The 17,057-nt window shown below is 71.8% G+C and carries 15 protein-coding genes; 6 read left to right on the top strand and 9 right to left on the bottom strand.

Annotated features, from left to right (window positions below; genetic code table 11):
• The first annotated feature begins 3 nt into the window (after positions 1-3).
• A complete protein-coding gene (locus AB0L00_RS03690; RefSeq protein ID WP_364427808.1) occupies positions 4-768 on the top strand; it encodes an SDR family NAD(P)-dependent oxidoreductase in 765 nt (254 codons plus the stop codon).
• A gap of 51 nt (positions 769-819) precedes the next feature.
• On the opposite strand, the gene AB0L00_RS03685 is transcribed toward AB0L00_RS03690, so the two are convergent.
• Entirely contained in the window at positions 820-1,749 is a 930-nt protein-coding gene (locus tag AB0L00_RS03685) for an SDR family oxidoreductase (protein WP_364427806.1), read from the bottom strand.
• Between the two features lie 122 nt (positions 1,750-1,871).
• On the opposite strand from AB0L00_RS03685, the gene AB0L00_RS03680 reads away from it, so the two are divergent.
• Complete coding sequence (locus AB0L00_RS03680; RefSeq protein ID WP_364427803.1) at positions 1,872-2,432, top strand: helix-turn-helix domain-containing protein; 561 nt, start codon at positions 1,872-1,874, stop codon at positions 2,430-2,432.
• On the opposite strand, the gene ptsP is transcribed toward AB0L00_RS03680, so the two are convergent.
• Genes ptsP through AB0L00_RS03665 form a run of 3 tightly spaced genes read right to left on the bottom strand, consistent with a single transcriptional unit; the run spans position 2,429 to position 5,407 of the window.
• Positions 2,429-4,105 carry a phosphoenolpyruvate--protein phosphotransferase gene (ptsP, locus tag AB0L00_RS03675; RefSeq protein ID WP_364427800.1) on the bottom strand — a complete coding sequence of 559 codons (1,677 nt, stop codon included), beginning with the start codon at positions 4,103-4,105 and terminating at the stop codon, positions 2,429-2,431. The two genes, AB0L00_RS03680 and ptsP, sit on opposite strands and share 4 nt — an antisense overlap.
• The gene (locus tag AB0L00_RS03670; protein ID WP_345353456.1) at positions 4,098-4,361 is read right to left on the bottom strand and encodes an HPr family phosphocarrier protein; all 264 of its coding nucleotides are present in this window, start codon (positions 4,359-4,361) and stop codon (positions 4,098-4,100) included. Before AB0L00_RS03670 ends, ptsP begins: the two co-directional genes overlap by 8 nt.
• A gap of 14 nt (positions 4,362-4,375) precedes the next feature.
• The gene (locus AB0L00_RS03665; protein ID WP_364428993.1) at positions 4,376-5,407 is read right to left on the bottom strand and encodes an SIS domain-containing protein; all 1,032 of its coding nucleotides are present in this window, start codon (positions 5,405-5,407) and stop codon (positions 4,376-4,378) included.
• 165 nt (positions 5,408-5,572) lie between these two features.
• Between AB0L00_RS03665 and AB0L00_RS03660 the strand changes: the two genes are divergently transcribed.
• On the top strand, positions 5,573-6,319 hold the full coding sequence (locus tag AB0L00_RS03660; protein ID WP_364427797.1) for a GntR family transcriptional regulator: 747 nt from the start codon (positions 5,573-5,575) through the stop codon (positions 6,317-6,319).
• 35 nt (positions 6,320-6,354) lie between these two features.
• On the opposite strand, the gene AB0L00_RS03655 is transcribed toward AB0L00_RS03660, so the two are convergent.
• On the bottom strand, positions 6,355-6,915 hold the full coding sequence (locus AB0L00_RS03655; protein ID WP_364427795.1) for a hypothetical protein: 561 nt from the start codon (positions 6,913-6,915) through the stop codon (positions 6,355-6,357).
• A 4-nt stretch (positions 6,916-6,919) separates the two neighbouring features.
• The gene (locus tag AB0L00_RS03650; protein WP_364427792.1) at positions 6,920-9,664 is read right to left on the bottom strand and encodes an amidase domain-containing protein; all 2,745 of its coding nucleotides are present in this window, start codon (positions 9,662-9,664) and stop codon (positions 6,920-6,922) included.
• Between the two features lie 237 nt (positions 9,665-9,901).
• On the opposite strand from AB0L00_RS03650, the gene AB0L00_RS03645 reads away from it, so the two are divergent.
• Positions 9,902-10,384, top strand: a complete 483-nt coding sequence (locus tag AB0L00_RS03645; RefSeq protein WP_364427789.1) for an Rv3235 family protein — start codon at positions 9,902-9,904, stop codon at positions 10,382-10,384.
• A 59-nt stretch (positions 10,385-10,443) separates the two neighbouring features.
• Here the strand turns inward: AB0L00_RS03645 and AB0L00_RS03640 are convergent, their stop codons facing one another.
• The 3 genes from AB0L00_RS03640 to secA all read right to left on the bottom strand — a co-directional run bounded on the left by AB0L00_RS03640 (position 10,444) and on the right by secA (position 15,008).
• Positions 10,444-11,436 (bottom strand): CU044_5270 family protein, encoded by a 993-nt coding sequence (locus tag AB0L00_RS03640; RefSeq protein WP_364427787.1) that lies wholly within the window; start codon positions 11,434-11,436, stop codon positions 10,444-10,446.
• On the bottom strand, positions 11,433-12,032 hold the full coding sequence (locus AB0L00_RS03635) for an RNA polymerase sigma factor (protein ID WP_364427784.1): 600 nt from the start codon (positions 12,030-12,032) through the stop codon (positions 11,433-11,435). The genes AB0L00_RS03640 and AB0L00_RS03635 overlap by 4 nt, the downstream gene beginning before the upstream one ends.
• Positions 12,033-12,203: 171 nt before the next feature.
• Positions 12,204-15,008: a preprotein translocase subunit SecA gene (secA, locus tag AB0L00_RS03630; RefSeq protein ID WP_364427781.1), complete on the bottom strand. Its 2,805-nt coding sequence runs from the start codon at positions 15,006-15,008 to the stop codon at positions 12,204-12,206.
• 245 nt (positions 15,009-15,253) lie between these two features.
• Between secA and AB0L00_RS03625 the strand changes: the two genes are divergently transcribed.
• Positions 15,254-15,562, top strand: a complete 309-nt coding sequence (locus AB0L00_RS03625; RefSeq protein WP_364427778.1) for an HGxxPAAW family protein — start codon at positions 15,254-15,256, stop codon at positions 15,560-15,562.
• A 206-nt stretch (positions 15,563-15,768) separates the two neighbouring features.
• Positions 15,769-17,034: a crosslink repair DNA glycosylase YcaQ family protein gene (locus tag AB0L00_RS03620; protein ID WP_364427775.1), complete on the top strand. Its 1,266-nt coding sequence runs from the start codon at positions 15,769-15,771 to the stop codon at positions 17,032-17,034.
• The last annotated feature ends 23 nt before the right edge of the window (positions 17,035-17,057 follow it).

Here is a 17,057-nt window from a genome sequence, read left to right as displayed (position 1 = left end):
TCCATGACCAGCACCTACTCCGACCTCGCCGGCAAGGTCGTCGTCGTCACCGGTGGATCGCGCGGCATCGGCGCGCGGACCGCCCGGGCGTTCGCCGCCCAGGGCGCCAAGGTCTGCGCGGTCGGCCGCGACACTGACGCCCTCGCTCGGGTGGTCGCCGGGATCGCCCAGGACGGCGGCGTCGCGATCGACGTGGCCGCCGACGTGACCGACTCCGCCGCGCTCGACGCCGTGCGCGACCAGGTGGAGGCGCGGCTCGGCCCGGCCGACGTCCTGGCCGCCTTCGCCGGCGGGCAGGGCTTCCCGGTCCCCTCCCCGGAACTGACCGAGGAGCGCTGGCGCGAGGTGCTCGACTCCGACCTCACCTCGGTGTTCCTGACCATCAAGGCGTTCCTGCCGGGCATGCTCGAACGTGGCCGCGGCTCGATCCTGACGATGTCCTCCGCCGCCGGCCGCCAGCCTAGCCAGGCCAACCTCGCGTACGGCGTGGCCAACGCCGGTTTGGTCATGCTCACGCGCCACCTCACCACCGAGGTCGGGCCGCGCGGGGTCCGCGTCAACTGCATCGCGCCCTCGGCCATCGCCACGGAGAAGGTGGAGGCCCGCATGCCCGCGGAGGTCCGGGCGAAGGTCGCGGCGGGGCATCCGCTCGGCCGCATCGGCACCACCGACGACGTCGCCCGGACCGCCCTGTTCCTGGCCTCCGAGGACGCGTCGTGGCTGACCGGGATCACCGTCGACGTCGCGGGCGGCCGGGTCACCGGCTGACGACGCTCGGTGTGAGCGCGCCGGCCGGTGACCGGTCGAAGAACCGGATCGTCAGGCGGAGGGGTTCTGGAAGTAGTGGCCCTTGCCGAGGTCGTCGAGGAGTCCGGGCTGGGTCGGCTGCCATCCCAGCCGCTCGCGGGTCAGCGCGCTCGAGGCCGGGAAGTCGGCCCCGATGAAGCCCGCCAGCCAGCCGAAGTGCTCCCCCGCGTCCTCGGGGGAGACGGAGACCACCGGGAGATCGAGGTGGCGGCCGATCACTTCGGCGACCTCGCGGATCGGCACGCCCTCGTCGGTCACCGGTTGCAGCACCGATCCCGCCGGGGCGTTCTCCAGCGCCAGGCGGAACAGGTGGGCGGCGTCGAGCCGGTGCGTCGCGGGCCAGCGGTTGGAGCCGTCGCCGACGTAGCCGGAGACGCCCTTGTCGCGGGCGACGCCGACCAGGGACGCCATGAAGCCCCGGTCGCCGTCGCCGTACACCGTCGGGGGCAGGCGCAGCACCGAGGAGCGGACGCCACGGGAGGCGAGGGAGAGCGTCAGGAGCGCGGTGCCGTACCGGGCCCGCGGACCGGCCGGCACGGACTCCGGAGCCGGCTCACGCCCGTCCTCTTCGGTCGCCACCCGCCCCGGCACGAGCCCGAGCAGCCCGGAGGCGAGGACGAACGGCCGGTCGGAACCCGCGAGCGCCTCGCCGAACACCTCGACGGCGCGGCGATCCGCGGCGGCGGCGTCCTCGAAGCCGCCCGAGAAGGCGATGTCGTGCTTGAAAGCGAGGTGGATCACGCCGTCCGACGCGGCCGCCGCGTCCCGCAGGACGTCCAGATCGTCGAGAGTGCCGCGGAGCGCCTCCGCCCCGGTCGCGGTGAGCGCGGCGGCCGAGGAGTCCGAGCGCGCGAGCCCGATGACCTGATGGCCGGCGCCGATGAGCTCCGGAACGACGGCGGAGCCGATCCAGCCGGACGCCCCGGTGACGAATACGCGCATGAGAAGACCTCCGAATGGTCGGCCGGCCTCGGCACAGGCGTGTCCGAGGACCGACCGATGTCAGTGACTGCCGTCAGCATAGCAAGCGATGTCAGTGGCTGTCATCAGGCTACGATCAGGGCATGGGTCGATGGGAGCCGAACGCGCGCGGCCGGCTGGCACAGGCGGCATTCGAGCTCTACGGCGAGCGCGGGTACGAACAGACCACGGTGGCGGAGATCGCCAAGCGGGCGGGCCTGACGGAGCGCACGTTCTTCCGGCACTTCGCCGACAAGCGGGAGGTCCTGTTCGCGGGCTCGGAGATCCTGCAGGACTCCCTCGTGCGCGCCGTCATCGACGTCCCCGAGTCCGCGGCGCCGATCGACGCGGTGAGCGCGGCCCTGGAGACCGTTGTCACCGTGCTCCGGGATCGGGAGTTCTCCCAGCGGCGTCAGAAGGTCATCGACTCGACCGCGGAGCTGCGCGAGCGCGAGCTGATCAAGCTCGCGTCACTCGCCGCCGCCCTCGCCGACGCACTGCGCCGGCGCGGTGTTCCGGACCTGGCCGCCAGCCTGGCCGCGGAGGCGGGAGTCGCCGTCTTCAAGGTCGCGTTCGAGCGGTGGATCGCCGGAACCGACGAGAAGGACCTGTCGGAGCTCATCCGAGAGGCGATCGACGAGCTGAAGGCCGTGACCGCCGGCTAAAGGCTCAGGGGCTCCAGGCCCGGGAGTTCCGCCCGGGCGGCCGTACGGGCGCCGTCGGCGTCGGTGGCGCGGCGGGCGGCCTCGGCGGCCCGGCGGCACTGGTCCAGGGTGTGCGCGGCCACCGCGGCGCGTACCAGGGGCAGCGACCGGGCGCTCATGGAGAGCGAGGTCACGCCGAGACCGGTGAGCACGCAGGCGAGTGCCGGGTCGCCGGCCGCCTCGCCGCAGACGCCGCAGTCCTTGCCCGCGGCGGTGGCGGCCCCGGCGGCCAGCGCGACGAGATCGAGCAGCGCCGGCTGCCAGGGGTCCTGGAAGCGGGCGAGCCCGCCGATCTGCCGGTCGGCGGCGAAGGCGTACTGGGCGAGGTCGTTGGTGCCGAGGCTGAAGAAGTCCGCCTCGGCGGCCAGGTCGGCGGCCCGCAGCGCCGCCGCCGGAATCTCGATCATGATGCCGGCGCGGGGCAGCCCGGCCGCGCGGCAGGCCGCGACGAACGACCGGGTCTCCGCGGCGTCGGCGACCATCGGCGCCATCACGTGCAGCGCGACGTCCAGTCCGTCGGCGGCGCGGGCGAGGGCGCGCAGCTGCCCCGTCAGCACGCCGGGATGGCTGTCGAACAGGCGCAGGCCGCGTTCGCCGAGCGCCGGGTTCGGCTCGTCGTCCGGGGGCGGCAGGAAGGCCAGCGGCTTGTCGGCGCCCGCGTCCAGCGTCCGGACGACGACGCTCGGGAACGCCTCCAGCACGGCGCGGTAGGCCGACTCCTGCTCCTCCTCCGAAGGAGCGGTCGTACGGCCGAGGAAGAGGAACTCGGTGCGGAACAGCCCGACGCCCTCCGCGCCGCAGGCCAGGGCCGCCTCGACGTCCTTCGGGCCGCCGATGTTGGCCAGCAGCGGCATCCGGTGCCCGTCGGCGGTGGCGCCCGGCCCGGTCGTGACGTCGAGCGCGGCCGCCCGCGCCCCGGCCGCCGCGTGGGCGTCCGCGATCACCTGCTCGGTGGGGTCGGGGCGGACCTCGCCGGAGGCGCCGTCGACCAGCACGATCGTGCCGTCGCGCAGGTCCATGCAGTCGCCGCAGGCGACGACCGCGGGCACGCCCATCGCGCGGGCGAGGATGGCGGTGTGGCTGGTCGGACCGCCGTCGCGGGTGACGAAGGCGAGGACCTTCGCCGGGTCCAGCAGGGCGGTGTCGGCCGGGGCGAGATCCCGTGCGACCAGCACGAACGGCTCGTCGGAGTCGGGGACGCCCGGCGCCCCCACGCCCAGGAGGACGGCGACGGCACGGTCCCGGACGTCGTCGAGGTCGGCGACCCGGGCGGCCATGTACTCCCCCGCGCGGGACAGCGCCGCGCGGAAGACGCCGAACGCCTCGTACACCGCGCGCGGCGCCGACAGACCGTCGTCGATCCGGTCGGTCACGAGGCCGGCCAGCCCGGGGTCCCGGGCCATCATCGCCTGGGCGGCCAGGACGTCCTGTGCCTCGCCGCCCGCCTGCGCGCCGCGCTCCTCCAGGTCCGCGCCGACGGCGTCCAGCGCGGCCAGCGCACGCGCGCGTTCGGCGTGGGCGTCACCCGCGTGCCGTTGGTCGGCGGGTGGTTCGGGCACCGCCCCGGACATGGACCGCACCGGCCCGGCCGCGACTCCGGGGCTGACCCCGGTGCCCCGCAGGACCTCAGGCACTCGGCTCGGTGACCAGTCCCGCCAGCTCCTCCAGCACGGCGTCGGCACCGTCGCCCTCCGCCCTGATCACGATCTCCTCGCCCTGCTGGGCGTCGAGGGCGAGAACGGACAGAATGCTCTTGGCGTTGACCGGGTCCTTGCCCGGCTTGGCCACGGTGACGTCCAGCGGCGTCCTCGTGGCCGCCTGAACGAAGAGCGCGGCCGGGCGGGCGTGCAGCCCTACCTTCGTTTCCACCCTGACACGGCGCTCGGCCATGTGGTCCTCCTGCGTCATTGATCTGTCTGGGTCACCTTGTCGAGACCGCGTGGGACGTCGGGGTCGATGCCGAGCCCACGGGCCAGCGCCTCGGTCAGCAGCTGGCCTGGCACGATCAAGGCGAGCGGCGATACCCACTCTGGCAGATCCGGACCAGGTAGTGCACACGAGGTCGCTTCGGACAGTGCCCGGCCGCCGCCGATACCGTACGCCGGGGCGCCCGCCGCCACCACCCGCTCGGCCAGTGCCACCGTGCCGGACAGCGTGGGCCCCGAGTCGGCGGCGACGAGGACCGCGGGCGTCTCCTCGTCGACGACGGCGATCGGGCCGTGCAGCAGATCAGCGTAGGACAGGCCCATGGCGTGCAGGTAACACGCTTCTTTCAGCTTGAGGGCCAGTTCGAGGGCGGTGCCGTACGCGATGCCGCGCCCGGACACCACGACGCCCTTCACGCCCGCGAGGCCGTCGACGATCGGCTCCAGCGCGCCGGACTCCTCGGTCGCCGTGACCAGGCGCTCGACCTCGTCCGGCGCGCGGCGCAGGTCCGCGACGTCCACGTCGGCGCCCAGGGCGATGCCGAGCACGGCCAGCGCCGCGAGCTGTGTGGTGTAGGTCTTGGTCGCCGGGACGGCCACCTCCGCGCCCGCCTTCGTCACGAGGGCGATCTGGGCGGCCTCCGCGAGCGGTGATCCCTCGCCGTTGGTGACGGCGATCGTACGGGCGCCGCAGTCCGCGGCCCAGTCCAGCGACTCGACGATCTCCTCGGTCTTGCCCGACTGGCTGATGGCGACCGCGAGAACGCCGGACAGGTCGATCCGCTTCTTGTAGGTCGTGGCCACCGACGGCGAAGCGAGCGTGGCGAGCCGTCCGGCGTGCGTCTGGACCAGGTAGCTGCCGTAGACGGCGGCGTTGTCGGACGAGCCGCGCGCGATGAACAGCACTTGGCGGGTCTCCTGCGCCAGCAGCCCGATCTCCGGCATTCGGGGGAGCAGAGCGTCGAGGGTGGCCCGCAGGGCGGCGGGCTGCTCGCCGATCTCCGCCCGCATGCGCGATGTGCTCACCAGAACCATCCCATCCTTCGCCTGTGATCTTCTCGTTACGTCTTCGTGTTGCTGACCTGCATTGACAGTCAGTTCTGACGTGTGGTCTAGTCCGGACTAGACCAGTCTGAACCATACTTCAACCCCCGACTTCGCCACCAGAGGTACCCAATGGGGAAGATCGACCCCACGAGTCCCGTGCCCAAGTACTTCCAGCTTCGTGGCATCCTCCTCGACCTGATCGACGACGCGGAGCTGCCCGTGGACGCGCCGATCCCGTCGGAGCGCGAGCTCTGCCAGCGGTTCGGACTGTCCCGGATGACCGTCCGCCAGGCGGTCGACCACCTGGTCACCGAGGGCCGGCTGTACCGGGTCCCCGGCAAGGGCACGTTCGTCGCGCGGCCGAAGATCGAGATGCCGCTGCGCCTGGTGTCGTTCACCGAGGACATGCGGGCGCGCGGCCTCGAACCCGGCGCCCGGGACCTCGACCACCGCACGACGCAGGCGAACGCGAACCTCGCGCGGGTGTTCGGCATCCCGCTGGGCACCGGGGTGCACGTCATCGAGCGGCTGCGCACCGCCGACGGCGAGCCCATGGCGGTCGAACGCTCCCAGATCCCGGCGACCGTCGCCCCGGGCCTGCTCGACATCCCGCTCGGCGACGTCTCGCTGTACGACGTGCTGGAGAAGCGCTTCGGCGTCATGTTCGACGCCGGCGAGCAGACCATCGAGGCGGGGCTGGCCGACACGGCGGACGCCCGGCTCCTCGACCTGCCCCGCGGCAGCGCCGTCCTGCTGCTCCAGCGCCGGTCGTTCATGAACGGCAAGTGCGTCGAGCTCGCCGTCTCCACCTACCGCGCCGACCGCTACCAGTTGCGCGGCGCCCTGGAGATCCCCCGCCGCGGCCGTCCCGGATGAACCGCCGCCGCGGCCGTCCCGGGTGAGCCGCCGCTTCAGCCGCCGTCGACCGCGAAGCCGTCCTGACAGAAGGTGTCGCGGTCGTCGTGCGGCGACGGCGACGGCCGGCCCGGTCGGAGGGACGGCGGTGCGCCCTGCGCCTTGGCGAGAACGAGGTCCCATCGGGACCCGTCCTTGTCGGCTTTTCGCACGAACTGGACGAGCTGGTAGGGATAGCTCGGGAAGTTCAGGCAGGCCGCCCGTTCTTCGGGCTTGCCGATCACCGCGAAAGTGATCACGACCCGCCCGTCGAGCAGCCGGGCGTAGTTCCGGACCAGTGACCGGGCCTGCGCGAGCGCGTCCTCGCCGATGCCGATGCGCGCGATGGCCGCGGGATCACGCGCACGCATGGCGTCGACGAACCGGACCAGCACCGCCTCGCTGCCCGTGATCTCCGAGGCGCTCTCGGAGAACTTCCTGTCCTCGGTGAGGCGCTTTCCGAACGTCACGCCGGGCGGCGGTTTCGGAGGCTCCGGCGGCGAGGAGCATCCCGACAGGACCACCGCGGCGAGCAGACCCGCCGCGATGTCCCGTCCGTCCCGTCTCAGAAGCGTCATGCGGTCACCAGTCCAGACTCGCGTAGCCGATGTTGCGCACGGTCCTGTCGCGTCTCATCGCGAACGCGAGCGGCCGGTAGGCGTCGTAACCGACGGTCGGGCTCGAGCCGAGGCCGTGGTCGGCGATGTAGATGCCGCCCGGGTTGTCGGCACTCTTGTAGGTGACCATGGACATGTGGTCGATGCCATCGAGCCGGTCATCCCACCACATGACGTCGCCGACCCTGACCTGGGCGTAGCTCCGTCTCCAGGTGACACGGTGGTGTTTGCGGCTGAAATGGTCGTGATTCGCCGTCGCCAGGGTCCAGGAGCGGGTGGCGCCGGGCGCGAACGGCGGCGGATCGGTGTTGCGCCACCACGCTGAATAGTTGGTGTACCAGCCGCTGATGTAATGCGCGCCGCCGCCATAGTGCATGACCTTCGACATGAAGTTGGTGCAGTCCTGGCGATACTGCCAGCGATCCCTGATGTGCCGTACGGCCCAGCCGACCATTCCGGAATGGCTGATCGCCGAGTGGGCGGTGGCGGTCACCGCGCCGGGAGGCGCGGCCTCCCTAGCCGCGAAGATCTCATCCGGACCCAGATGCGCCCCAGGATCAGCGGCCTGATCCTTGGTGACCGCATTGATCTCCCCACCGATCGGCCGGGCGTCGACGGCCGGGCCGGCCAGCTCACGCAGGATGGTGACCCTGTCGTCACCGGCGTCGACGCCGAAGACGAAGTCGGCGCACTCGCTGTACTCACTGCGGACCTTGTGCTCTCGGCCGGTGCCGACGCCGTCGGCGTACACCTTGGTACCGGCCAGGTCGGCCCGGACGGTCACCGTCCTGTCCGCCGGGGAGTAGGTGACCAGCGACGAGTCCATCCGCACGGTGCTGGACAGCTGCGCCGACCCCATGCCTCGCGCGAATCCGCGCATGTCCAGCAGGTCGTTCTGGTGCGCGGCGAGCAGGGCACGGATGGCGTCGCCGACCGACCCGGATCCGACGGCGGCGTGGGGAGTGGTGCCTTCGATCAGGCTCTCGCGAGCCCTGACGTAGGCGGTGGTGAGGTCGAGGAATCGTCGTGTTCCGCCGGGGACGGCCCCGGGTGTGATCGCGCCGGTCGTGGTCCACGCGCCCGCGCCGAAGCCGTTGCGTGCCCGGACCCGGATCGTGTACGCGGTGCCGTCGGTCAGGCCGGCGACGGTCGCGTCGGGGGTCTGGCTCCGCAGCGTCCTGACCACATGGCCGGCGTCGTCCAGGACCTGAACGTCGTAGCCGGTGACGGCCGTGTCGGCGGCGCCGTCGCCGGTGAGCGGGGGTGCCGCCGCCCCGGAGTCGGCGGGCGGAGCCCAGGTGACCAGGGCTCCGCCGTCGCCTTGCCGGGCGGTCGCCTCCGTGACCGCGCCGGGCACCGTTCCGGGGACGTAGGTCACCTCGACCGAGGCCTTCGCCAGGTCGTAGCCGACCGCGGTGGCCGAGTCGGAGGTCACGGCGATGCCGGTGTTCGTCGGCGGCTCATGCCGCCATGAGCGGATCAGATCGGTGAGGTCCAGCCTGGCGTCCTGGAGTGCCGAGGACGTGCCCGCCTCCGGGATCGACGCGGTGACGACGTCGGCGCCGGTCGCGCCCTCACCCGGGGCGCTCCGCAGTTGGGCGGCGATCAGATGCGCCGATGCCGGGCAGCTGCCACGGCCGGCGCAGGTCGGGCCGCCGAGCCTGAGAGTCGCCGAGGTGATCCGCGCGCCCCACGGAACGGCGGACGGGTCCACTTTCAGCAGGGTGACCTGTCGACTCGAGCCGGTGCCGCCGATCCGGACCCTGGTGTCGGCGGTCAGCGTGCACGAGGTGCCCGCGCAGCCGCCGGGCGCCGCTCTGGCGGTCCAGGCGGACATCGCCTTGTTGGTCAAGGTCGTCGACGCGGCGCCCTTCAGCGTCGGCGGGGTCTGCGGAACCCGGAACGGAACCGGCCGCGTGGCGGCACTGCAGGCGTCCTGAACGCAGGCCTTCATCGTCCAGGTGTAGGCCGTTCCCGGACGCGTCAGGCCGTCGGGAACCCGGAGCGAGATGCGTTCGCCGCCGTCCGCGGCACCGACGCCCAGCGGGCTTCCGCCGACCGGCCGACCGGCGTCGTCGTACAGGAAGAACCAGCCGGTCACCGGCATCCCGGACGGACGGGCCACCAGTCCGGTCAGGACCGGGCTCGCCGGGTCCTGCAGGTTCGTCCCCACGTCGGTGGGAACACCGGGAGCGTCCACGACCGCCCAGGTGACGGACGACCAGTCACCGACCGTCCTGCCGTTCGTGGTCCGGACCCGATAGCCGTAGACACCGGGACTCCGCAACGCGCCCAGAGTCAGGGTGGCCGGCCGTCCGGACGGGACGCCCGTGACGGTCGCCTGCCGGACGGGCACTCTGTCGTTGAAGTCGGTCAGCAACTGGAAGGTGTAGTCCAGCGGCGCGCCGCCGGGGTCGGTCGCGACCGCGGACAGCGTCGGCGCGGTGCTGGTGACGACCTGCAGGCCGCCCGGTGCCTGCCGATCGGTCGGCTCCATCGTCGACCGGATGGACCCACCCGGCGGATCCATCCGGGCCGGCGACGCCGTGGTGGTGCGCGCTCCTCTCGCCGCCGGTCCGCCCGCCGTGCGGGCCTGCCGCTGGGCCACCGGCCCGTCCGGCGACCGCTCCGTCGCCCGGGGGACGGCCGCCGCGACGGCTGCGGGTGCCGACAGTGCGAGCGGCAGGGACAGCGCCATCGCGAGCGCCACCGACCGCCTCCGACGAACGCTCGATTGGCGGTCGAACCTGACATACGAGCCCAGCGGATCCGGCAACGACTCCTCCGAGGTCGCCGACAGTGTCGATACGACCACCGATGGTAATCGTCGGGGGGCCGGACCGGAGACCGTCGGCTGGCCGGATGCGGTCCGGATGTATCAACGCGCCGTCTCGGGCCTCTTTGTGACTGCCGCCCTCCCCGCGGCAGACACCAAGGGAGGCCCGTCATGCGCCGAAACCCATCCGCCCGCCGACCCGCCCCGATCCGGCTGATCCCGTACGGCTCGGGCCGGTCCCCCGAGATCGCCGTCCACGGTTCACTGGCCGTCGCCCTGGACTCCGGCCCGCCACCGCGCACCCGCCCGCCGCTCGGCGTCGTACGCCCCGGCACGCCGGACCTCACCGCGGACGCGCGGCTCATCGCCCGGCTCGTCCTGGAGGTGCTGGCCGGCGTGCGCCCGTACCACCACCTCGCCGGCCGTACGACGCCGGAGCTGTTCGAGCACCTGGACGGATTCGCCGCCCGCATGCCGACGCGGGTGTTCCCCCGGCTCGGCACGGTCCGGGTCTGCGCGCCCGCGCCCGGCGTGGCGGAGGTCACCGCGATCGCGACCTTCGGGTCGCGGGTCCACGCCCTGGCGCTGCGCCTGGAGCACGGCCGCGGCCGGTGGCGCTGCGCCGCCATCGAGACGACCGTGCCCGCGAGCTGAGGAGGACCGTGACGGGCGTGGTGGTCTCCCCGGACAAGTCCGGGGAGACCACCACGCTCTCAACGTTGTCCGGGCTTGTCGGTCACCTTGACGGTCACCAGCGCGCTCTGGGACAGCACCTGCCCGGCCCGCTGGACCAGCTTCGGAGTTCCGTCCGTGGTCATATCCTGGACGGCGACGAGGCGCGACCCCCTGTAGCGGAAGGTCGTGGGGTCGAACAGGATCTCTCTCCGGTCCTCACCCGGGGAGTCGCGGTAGACCCCGACGGTGCGGCGCCCGGCGGCGTCCGTCACCTGCTCCAGGTGCACGCCCGGGAAGCCCTTGAGCATGCGGAAGAGCGCGGCGTTCACCTTGGGCGGGATGAAGGGATCATTCATGAAGATCAGTTGAATGGACTCGAAGACGGGCCCGTTCTTGTCCCCGTTGCTCACGGTGCTGACGAACAACTTGCTCTTGCTGTCCTTGCGCACTCTGGCGAGCAGGGCGGCCGGGTCGGTGGGCAGTCCGTTGACGTACTTCACCAACTGCGGCAGCTTCAGCCCCTCCGTCGCCCTGGCCGCCTCCGCGTCATAGGTCACGTGCAACCGTCCGGTGCGCCGATCGATGCTCGCCGTCCGGGTCACGCCGTACTGGTCCCAGCGCTCCACCACCGGGGCGGCCTGCACATGCCCCGGCGCCGGGACGCCGTTCGTGTAGAGCGTGCGGGTGTAGATCCACTGGTCCGGCCGGGGCAGCGTCTGCGTCTGGTGTTCGACGGTCGCGGCGGCCAGCTCGAGTGATGGCAGCGCCGTCGTGACGCCGGGCCGTGGTGCCTTCGGCGGCGTCGTGCCGCCGGTCTGCGCCACGATGATCGCCGTGGCGACGCCCGCGGCCACGATGCCCGTGGCGGCCAACGGCCGGCCGAGGCGGCGACGGACCTTTCGGCTGCGAGCCTCCGGATTCGCCTCCATCTGGGCATGTAGGCGCGCCCAGGCGCGTGCCCTGGCTCCCGTGTCCTGCGCCGGAACCGCCGGGCGGACCCGGCCGACCAGGTCGATCTCGTTGTCGATCACGCGAACTCCTCCTGCAGACGAGAGGGGTCGGTTCCGCCGAACGCCCGGCGGAGCTTCCCGCGAACCCGGTGGAGCCGGGACCTGACCGTGCCGAGCGGCAGTTCCAGCGCCTGCGCCGCCTCGTCGTACGTCAGGTCGGCCCAGGCGATGAGCAGCAACAGGTCGCGTTCCGCCGCCGACAGGCGCGTCAGCGCGGAGGCGATCCGGGGACCGAGCCGTTGCGCCGTCACTCGCGCGTCGCTGCTCTCGTCGAACGGCAGGGTCATCCACTCGGCATCCGCCCGCGCCAGCGCGCTCTGCCGGCGGCGCTCGACCCGGCGGTGCTCGCCGATCAGGTTCGTCGCGATGCCGAACAGCCACGGCCGGGCGTCCGGCCGGGTCAGGTCGTAGCGGGCGCGGGCGCGGAAGGCGACGACGAAGGTCTCCGCGCTGACGTCCTCGGCGACCTCGGGGCCGAGCCTGCGGACCACGTACCGATGGATGGCGTCCCAGTGCCGGTCGAAGATCAGGGAGAACCTCTCCGGCTCGGTGGCGGACTCCGCGATCGCCTCGCTGTCGGTCGCCTCCCTCGTGTCAGGGGGCGGCGTCTTCTCCACCGAAGTCTCCTTTCGATGCCGTGCATCGTGCATCGGTCATCCGGTACTTGGTGGTGGGGCGCCGCGTTGTTCCGACTTCTTTCGGGAGGCACCGCTTCCGGGAGGCACCGCCCGGAAAGACCGAACGGCCCCGGGCGAGAGGTCGCCCGGGGCCGTTTCAGCCGTCTTCGGTCAGTCGGTGTGCTTCGGGTCGCCGTGGCAGCGCTTGTACTTCTTGCCCGAGCCGCAGGGGCACGGGTCGTTGCGCGACACGTTGGCGAACGCGTCGTCGGTCTTCTCGGTGTGGGTCTCCACGCCGCCCTCGCCGTCGACGGTCGGCGCCGTGTAGTTGAGCGTCTGCGGCCGGGCCGACTCCTCCAGGCCCTTGGCGACGATCTCCGGCGTCTCCTCGCCGCTCGCGGACAGCTCGACCGGGGCCTCGCCGACGCCGGCCACTCCTGCGGCGCGCTCCTCCTCGGCGACCTCGACCTCGAGGTTGAAGAGGTAGCCGACCGACTCCTCCTTGATGCCCTCGAGCATCGCGGTGAACATGTCGTAGCCCTCGCGCTGGTACTCCACCAGCGGGTCGCGCTGCGCCATCGCCCGCAGGCCGATGCCCTCCTGGAGGTAGTCCATCTCGTAGAGGTGTTCGCGCCACTTGCGGTCGAGGACGGACAGGACGACGCGGCGCTCCAGCTCGCGGAGCACCTCCCCGCCGAGCTCCTCCTCGCGCCGCTCATACGCGGCCTGGGCGTCCTCGCCGATCTTCTCGGTGAGCAGCTCGGCGGTCAGGCCGGCCTGGCCGCCCGCCTCCTCGACGAGGTCCTCGGAGCCGACCGAGATCGGGTAGAGCTGCTTGAACGCCTTCCACAGCTTGTCGAGGTCCCACTCCTCGGGGAAGCCCTCGGCGGTCGCCGCGGTGACGTATCCGGCCACGACCTCGTCGATCATGCGCACGATCTGCTCGTGCAGGTCGGCGCCCTCGAGGACGCGACGGCGCTCGGCGTAGATCACCTTGCGCTGCCGGTTCAGCACCTCGTCGTACTTCAGGACGTTCTTGCGGATCTCGAAGTTCTGCTGCTCGACCTGGTGCTGGGCCGACCGGATGGCGTTCGACACGATCTTCGACTCGATCGGCACGTCGTCCGGGATGTTCAGCCGGGTCATGATCGCCTCGACCCGGGCGGAGTTGAACAGCCGCATCAGGTCGTCCTCGAGCGACAGGTAGAAGCGGGACTCGCCCGGGTCGCCCTGCCGGCCGGACCGGCCACGAAGCTGGTTGTCGATGCGCCGCGACTCGTGCCGCTCGGTCGCGAGGACGTAGAGGCCACCGGCCTCCTTGACCTCCTCGTGCTCCTCCTTGACCGCCTTCTTGGCCTTCTCGATCGCCTCCGGCCAGGCCTTCTCGTACTCCTCCGGAGTCTCGAGCGGGGACAGGCCGCGGGCGTGCAGCTCCTTGTCGGCGATGTGGTCGGGGTTGCCGCCGAGCGTGATGTCGGTGCCTCGACCGGCCATGTTCGTCGCGACCGTGACGGCGCCCTTGCGGCCCGCCTCGGCGACGATCATCGCCTCCTTCTCGTGGTACTTGGCGTTCAGCACCTCGTGCTTGATGCCGCGCCGCTTGAGCATCCGCGAGAGCTTCTCGGACTTGTCGACCGAGGTGGTGCCGACCAGGACCGGCTGGCCCTTCTCGTGCCGCTCCAGGATGTCCTCGACCACGGCCTCGAACTTGGCCTGCTCGGTCTTGTACACCACGTCGGAGACGTCGCGGCGGATCATCGGCTTGTTCGTCGGGATCGGGATCACGCCGAGCTTGTAGATCTTGTTGAACTCGGCCGCCTCGGTCTGGGCGGTACCGGTCATGCCGCCGAGCTTGTCGTACAGCCGGAAGAAGTTCTGCAGGGTGATCGTGGCGAGCGTCTGGTTCTCGTCCTTGATCGCCACGCCCTCTTTGGCCTCGATGGCCTGGTGCATGCCCTCGTTGTAGCGCCGGCCGTGCAGGATGCGGCCGGTGAACTCGTCGACGATCAGGACCTCACCGTTGTTGACGATGTAGTCCTTGTCCTTCTTGTACAGCTCCTTGGCCTTCAGCGCGTTGTTCAGGAAGCTGACCAGCGGCGTGTTGACCGAGTCGTACAGGTTGTCGATGCCGAGCCAGTCCTCGACCTTCTCGACACCGGACTCGAGGATGCCGACCGTGCGCTTCTTCTCGTCAACCTGGTAGTCGCCGTCCTCGCCCTCCGGGCCGTCGGTCGCGCGCTTGAGCCGCGGCACGATCTTGGCGAACTCGACGTACCACTTGGAGTTCTGCTCGGCCGGGCCGGAGATGATCAGCGGGGTCCGCGCCTCGTCGATGAGGATCGAGTCGACCTCGTCCACGATCGCGAAGTTGTGCTCGCGCTGGACGCACTCGTCCAGGCTCCAGGCCATGTTGTCGCGCAGGTAGTCGAAGCCGAACTCGTTGTTCGTGCCGTACGTGATGTCGGCGGCGTACGCCTTGCGGCGCTCCTCCGGCGTCATGTCGGCCAGGATCACGCCGACCTCGAGGCCGAGGAACTGGTGCACGCGGCCCATCCACTCGGCGTCGCGCTTGGCCAGGTAGTCGTTGACCGTGACGACGTGGACGCCCTTGCCGGACAGCGCGTTGAGGTAGGCGGGCAGCACGCAGGTCAGGGTCTTGCCCTCACCGGTGCGCATCTCGGCGATGTTGCCCATGTGGAGGGCGGCGCCGCCCATGATCTGCACGTCGAAGTGGCGCTGGCCCAGCGTGCGCTTGGCGGCCTCGCGGGCGGTCGCGAACGCCTCGGGAAGCAGATCGTCGAGCGTCTCGCCGTCGGCCAGGCGCTCCTTGTACGTCTCGGTGAGCGCGCGCAGCTCGGCGTCGCTCATGTCGACGAAGTCCTCCTCGATGGAGTTGACCTGGTCGGCGATCCGCTTGAGCTTGCGCAGAACTTTGCCTTCGCCAGCGCGAAGGATCTTGTCGATGACTACTGGCACTCTCGGAAGCTCCTCGAACCATTCGTGGAATCGCCGGGGGTCATGTCCGACGGCGCATACACGACCCGTACGGTGTCATCGTAGGCGAGTCCAACCGTACAGCGGGACCACCTCGATATCACGGGACTCGGCCGCAGGGGCCGTAAGCCCCGGGTTTATCGTTGTCGCTGCGAGGAACCGCACCACAAAGCACAACGTAGGACCGCGTTCGGGGACGGACGCAGATGCCCCTGGGAGGAAAACACATGGCCGGCAGTTCTCACGGAGGCCGCCTCAGCTCGTGGGTCGCGGTCGTCGTGATGTGGATCGGCTTCGGTGTCGGGGGCGTCGCGATGGTCAGCGGACCGTCGTGGTGGCTCTTCTGGACCGGTGTCGGCATCGTCGCGGTCGGCGGTGTCATCGGGCTGATCGTCCGCATCTTCGACGACGTCATCATCGACGCTCCGCGGATCATCCCGGAGGAGGCCCACCCGGCCGTGCTGCACGCCCGGGCCGCCGGAATCGAGGGTCCCGCGATCGCCACCGACCCGCAGACGACGCACCCCCACGGCTGAGCGACCGGCGCGGTCCCGGCGCGCGGAGCGAGCGGCTGTCCACCGGCCTCCGTTCCGGGCGTGGTGGCACCGTTTCGGTCACATTTCAGTCACATTCCGATCGATGGGCCCGCCCGAGCCGACCCCGGCCGAGCGGGCCCATCGGCATTTCCGGATCGCTCAACCCGCATAACCGTTTTGTCGGTGTCGGCCCCTACGATCGGGCCATGCCGACGCACGAGCTGACCGCCGACGAGGCGCGCCGGATCCAGTTGTACGCGCAGGGCCTCATCGGGCGGGTCGCGCCCGCCCCGACCCAGGACCTGCGCGGCGACCCGGACGCGCGCCGGGCGCTCGGCGCGCTCCGCCATCTCGGCGCGGTCCAGCTCGACACGATCTCCGTGCTCGCCCGCTCGCACGAGCTGGTCGCCTACGCCCGGCTCGGCGCCGTCGGGCGCGCGAGCGTCGAGCGGGCCTACTGGGGCGGGACCGCCGCCTTCGAGTACTGGTCGCACGCCGCCTGTGTGCTGCCCATCGAGGACTGGCCGCTGTACGCCTTCCGCCGCCGCGCCTACCAACGGCGGGGCCGGCACTGGCACCGCACGCCGGAGGAGGTCTGCGCGGACGTCCTGGCCCGGCTCCGCACCGAGGGTCCGCTCACCGTGACGGGCCTCGGCGGCGCGAAGAAGGGCGGTGAGTGGTTCGACCGCACCGACGAGAAGATCGCCGCCGAGTTCCTGCTGGCCACCGGGGACGTCGTCTGCACCCGGCGGGTCGGCTGGCGGCGGGTGTACGACCTGCCGGAGCGGGCCGTCCCCGCCGAGCTGCGGGCCCGCGACCTCGACGACGCCGAGTGCGTCACGACGCTCGTCCGGCGCGCCGCCCGGGCGCTGGGCGTCGCGACCAGGGCGGACCTCGCCGACTACGTCCGCGTCCGAGGTGAGGACGTGGACGCGGTCGTCGAGGCCGCCGGGCTGGTCCCGGTGACGGTGGCCGGCTGGACCAACGGCAACGGCGCGGGCCGGAGCGCCGCCTGGGCGCATCCGGAGGCCCTCGACGCGCCGCCGCGCGGCCGGCACCACACCACCCTGCTGTCGCCCTTCGACTCGCTCGTCTGGGACCGCAAGCGCACCCAGCGGGTCTTCGGCTTCGACCATCGGCTGGAGGCCTACGTCCCCCGCGCCAAGCGCGTGCACGGCTACTTCACGATGCCGCTCCTGGCGGGCGGGCGGCTCATCGGCCGCGCCGACCCGGCGCGCGAGGGGTCCACACTCGTCGTCCGCAAGGCGTCGCTCGAGCCGGGGGCGGTGAGCACGCCCGCGCGCGCGGAGAGCGCGGTGGCCCGGCTGGCCGACGCGCTCGTGGCGGCCGCCGCCTGGGTCGGGTGCGACGCCGTACGCGTGGAACGGCTCGACCCGCCCGAGCTCGCCTCACTGCTGAGCGCCGCGTTGCAGGAGACGGGGCTCGGCCCGTCTCCTGCGGCCCGGTCCTGACCAGGCCTGCCGCGGCTCGCGGT

This window comes from Actinoallomurus sp. NPDC052308, from assembly GCF_040679195.1.
GTDB classification, from domain to species: Bacteria; Actinomycetota; Actinomycetes; order Streptosporangiales; family Streptosporangiaceae; genus Actinoallomurus; species Actinoallomurus liliacearum.
Note: the sequence above shows the minus strand (reverse complement) of the source record. Positions and strands in the feature narration are given on the sequence as shown.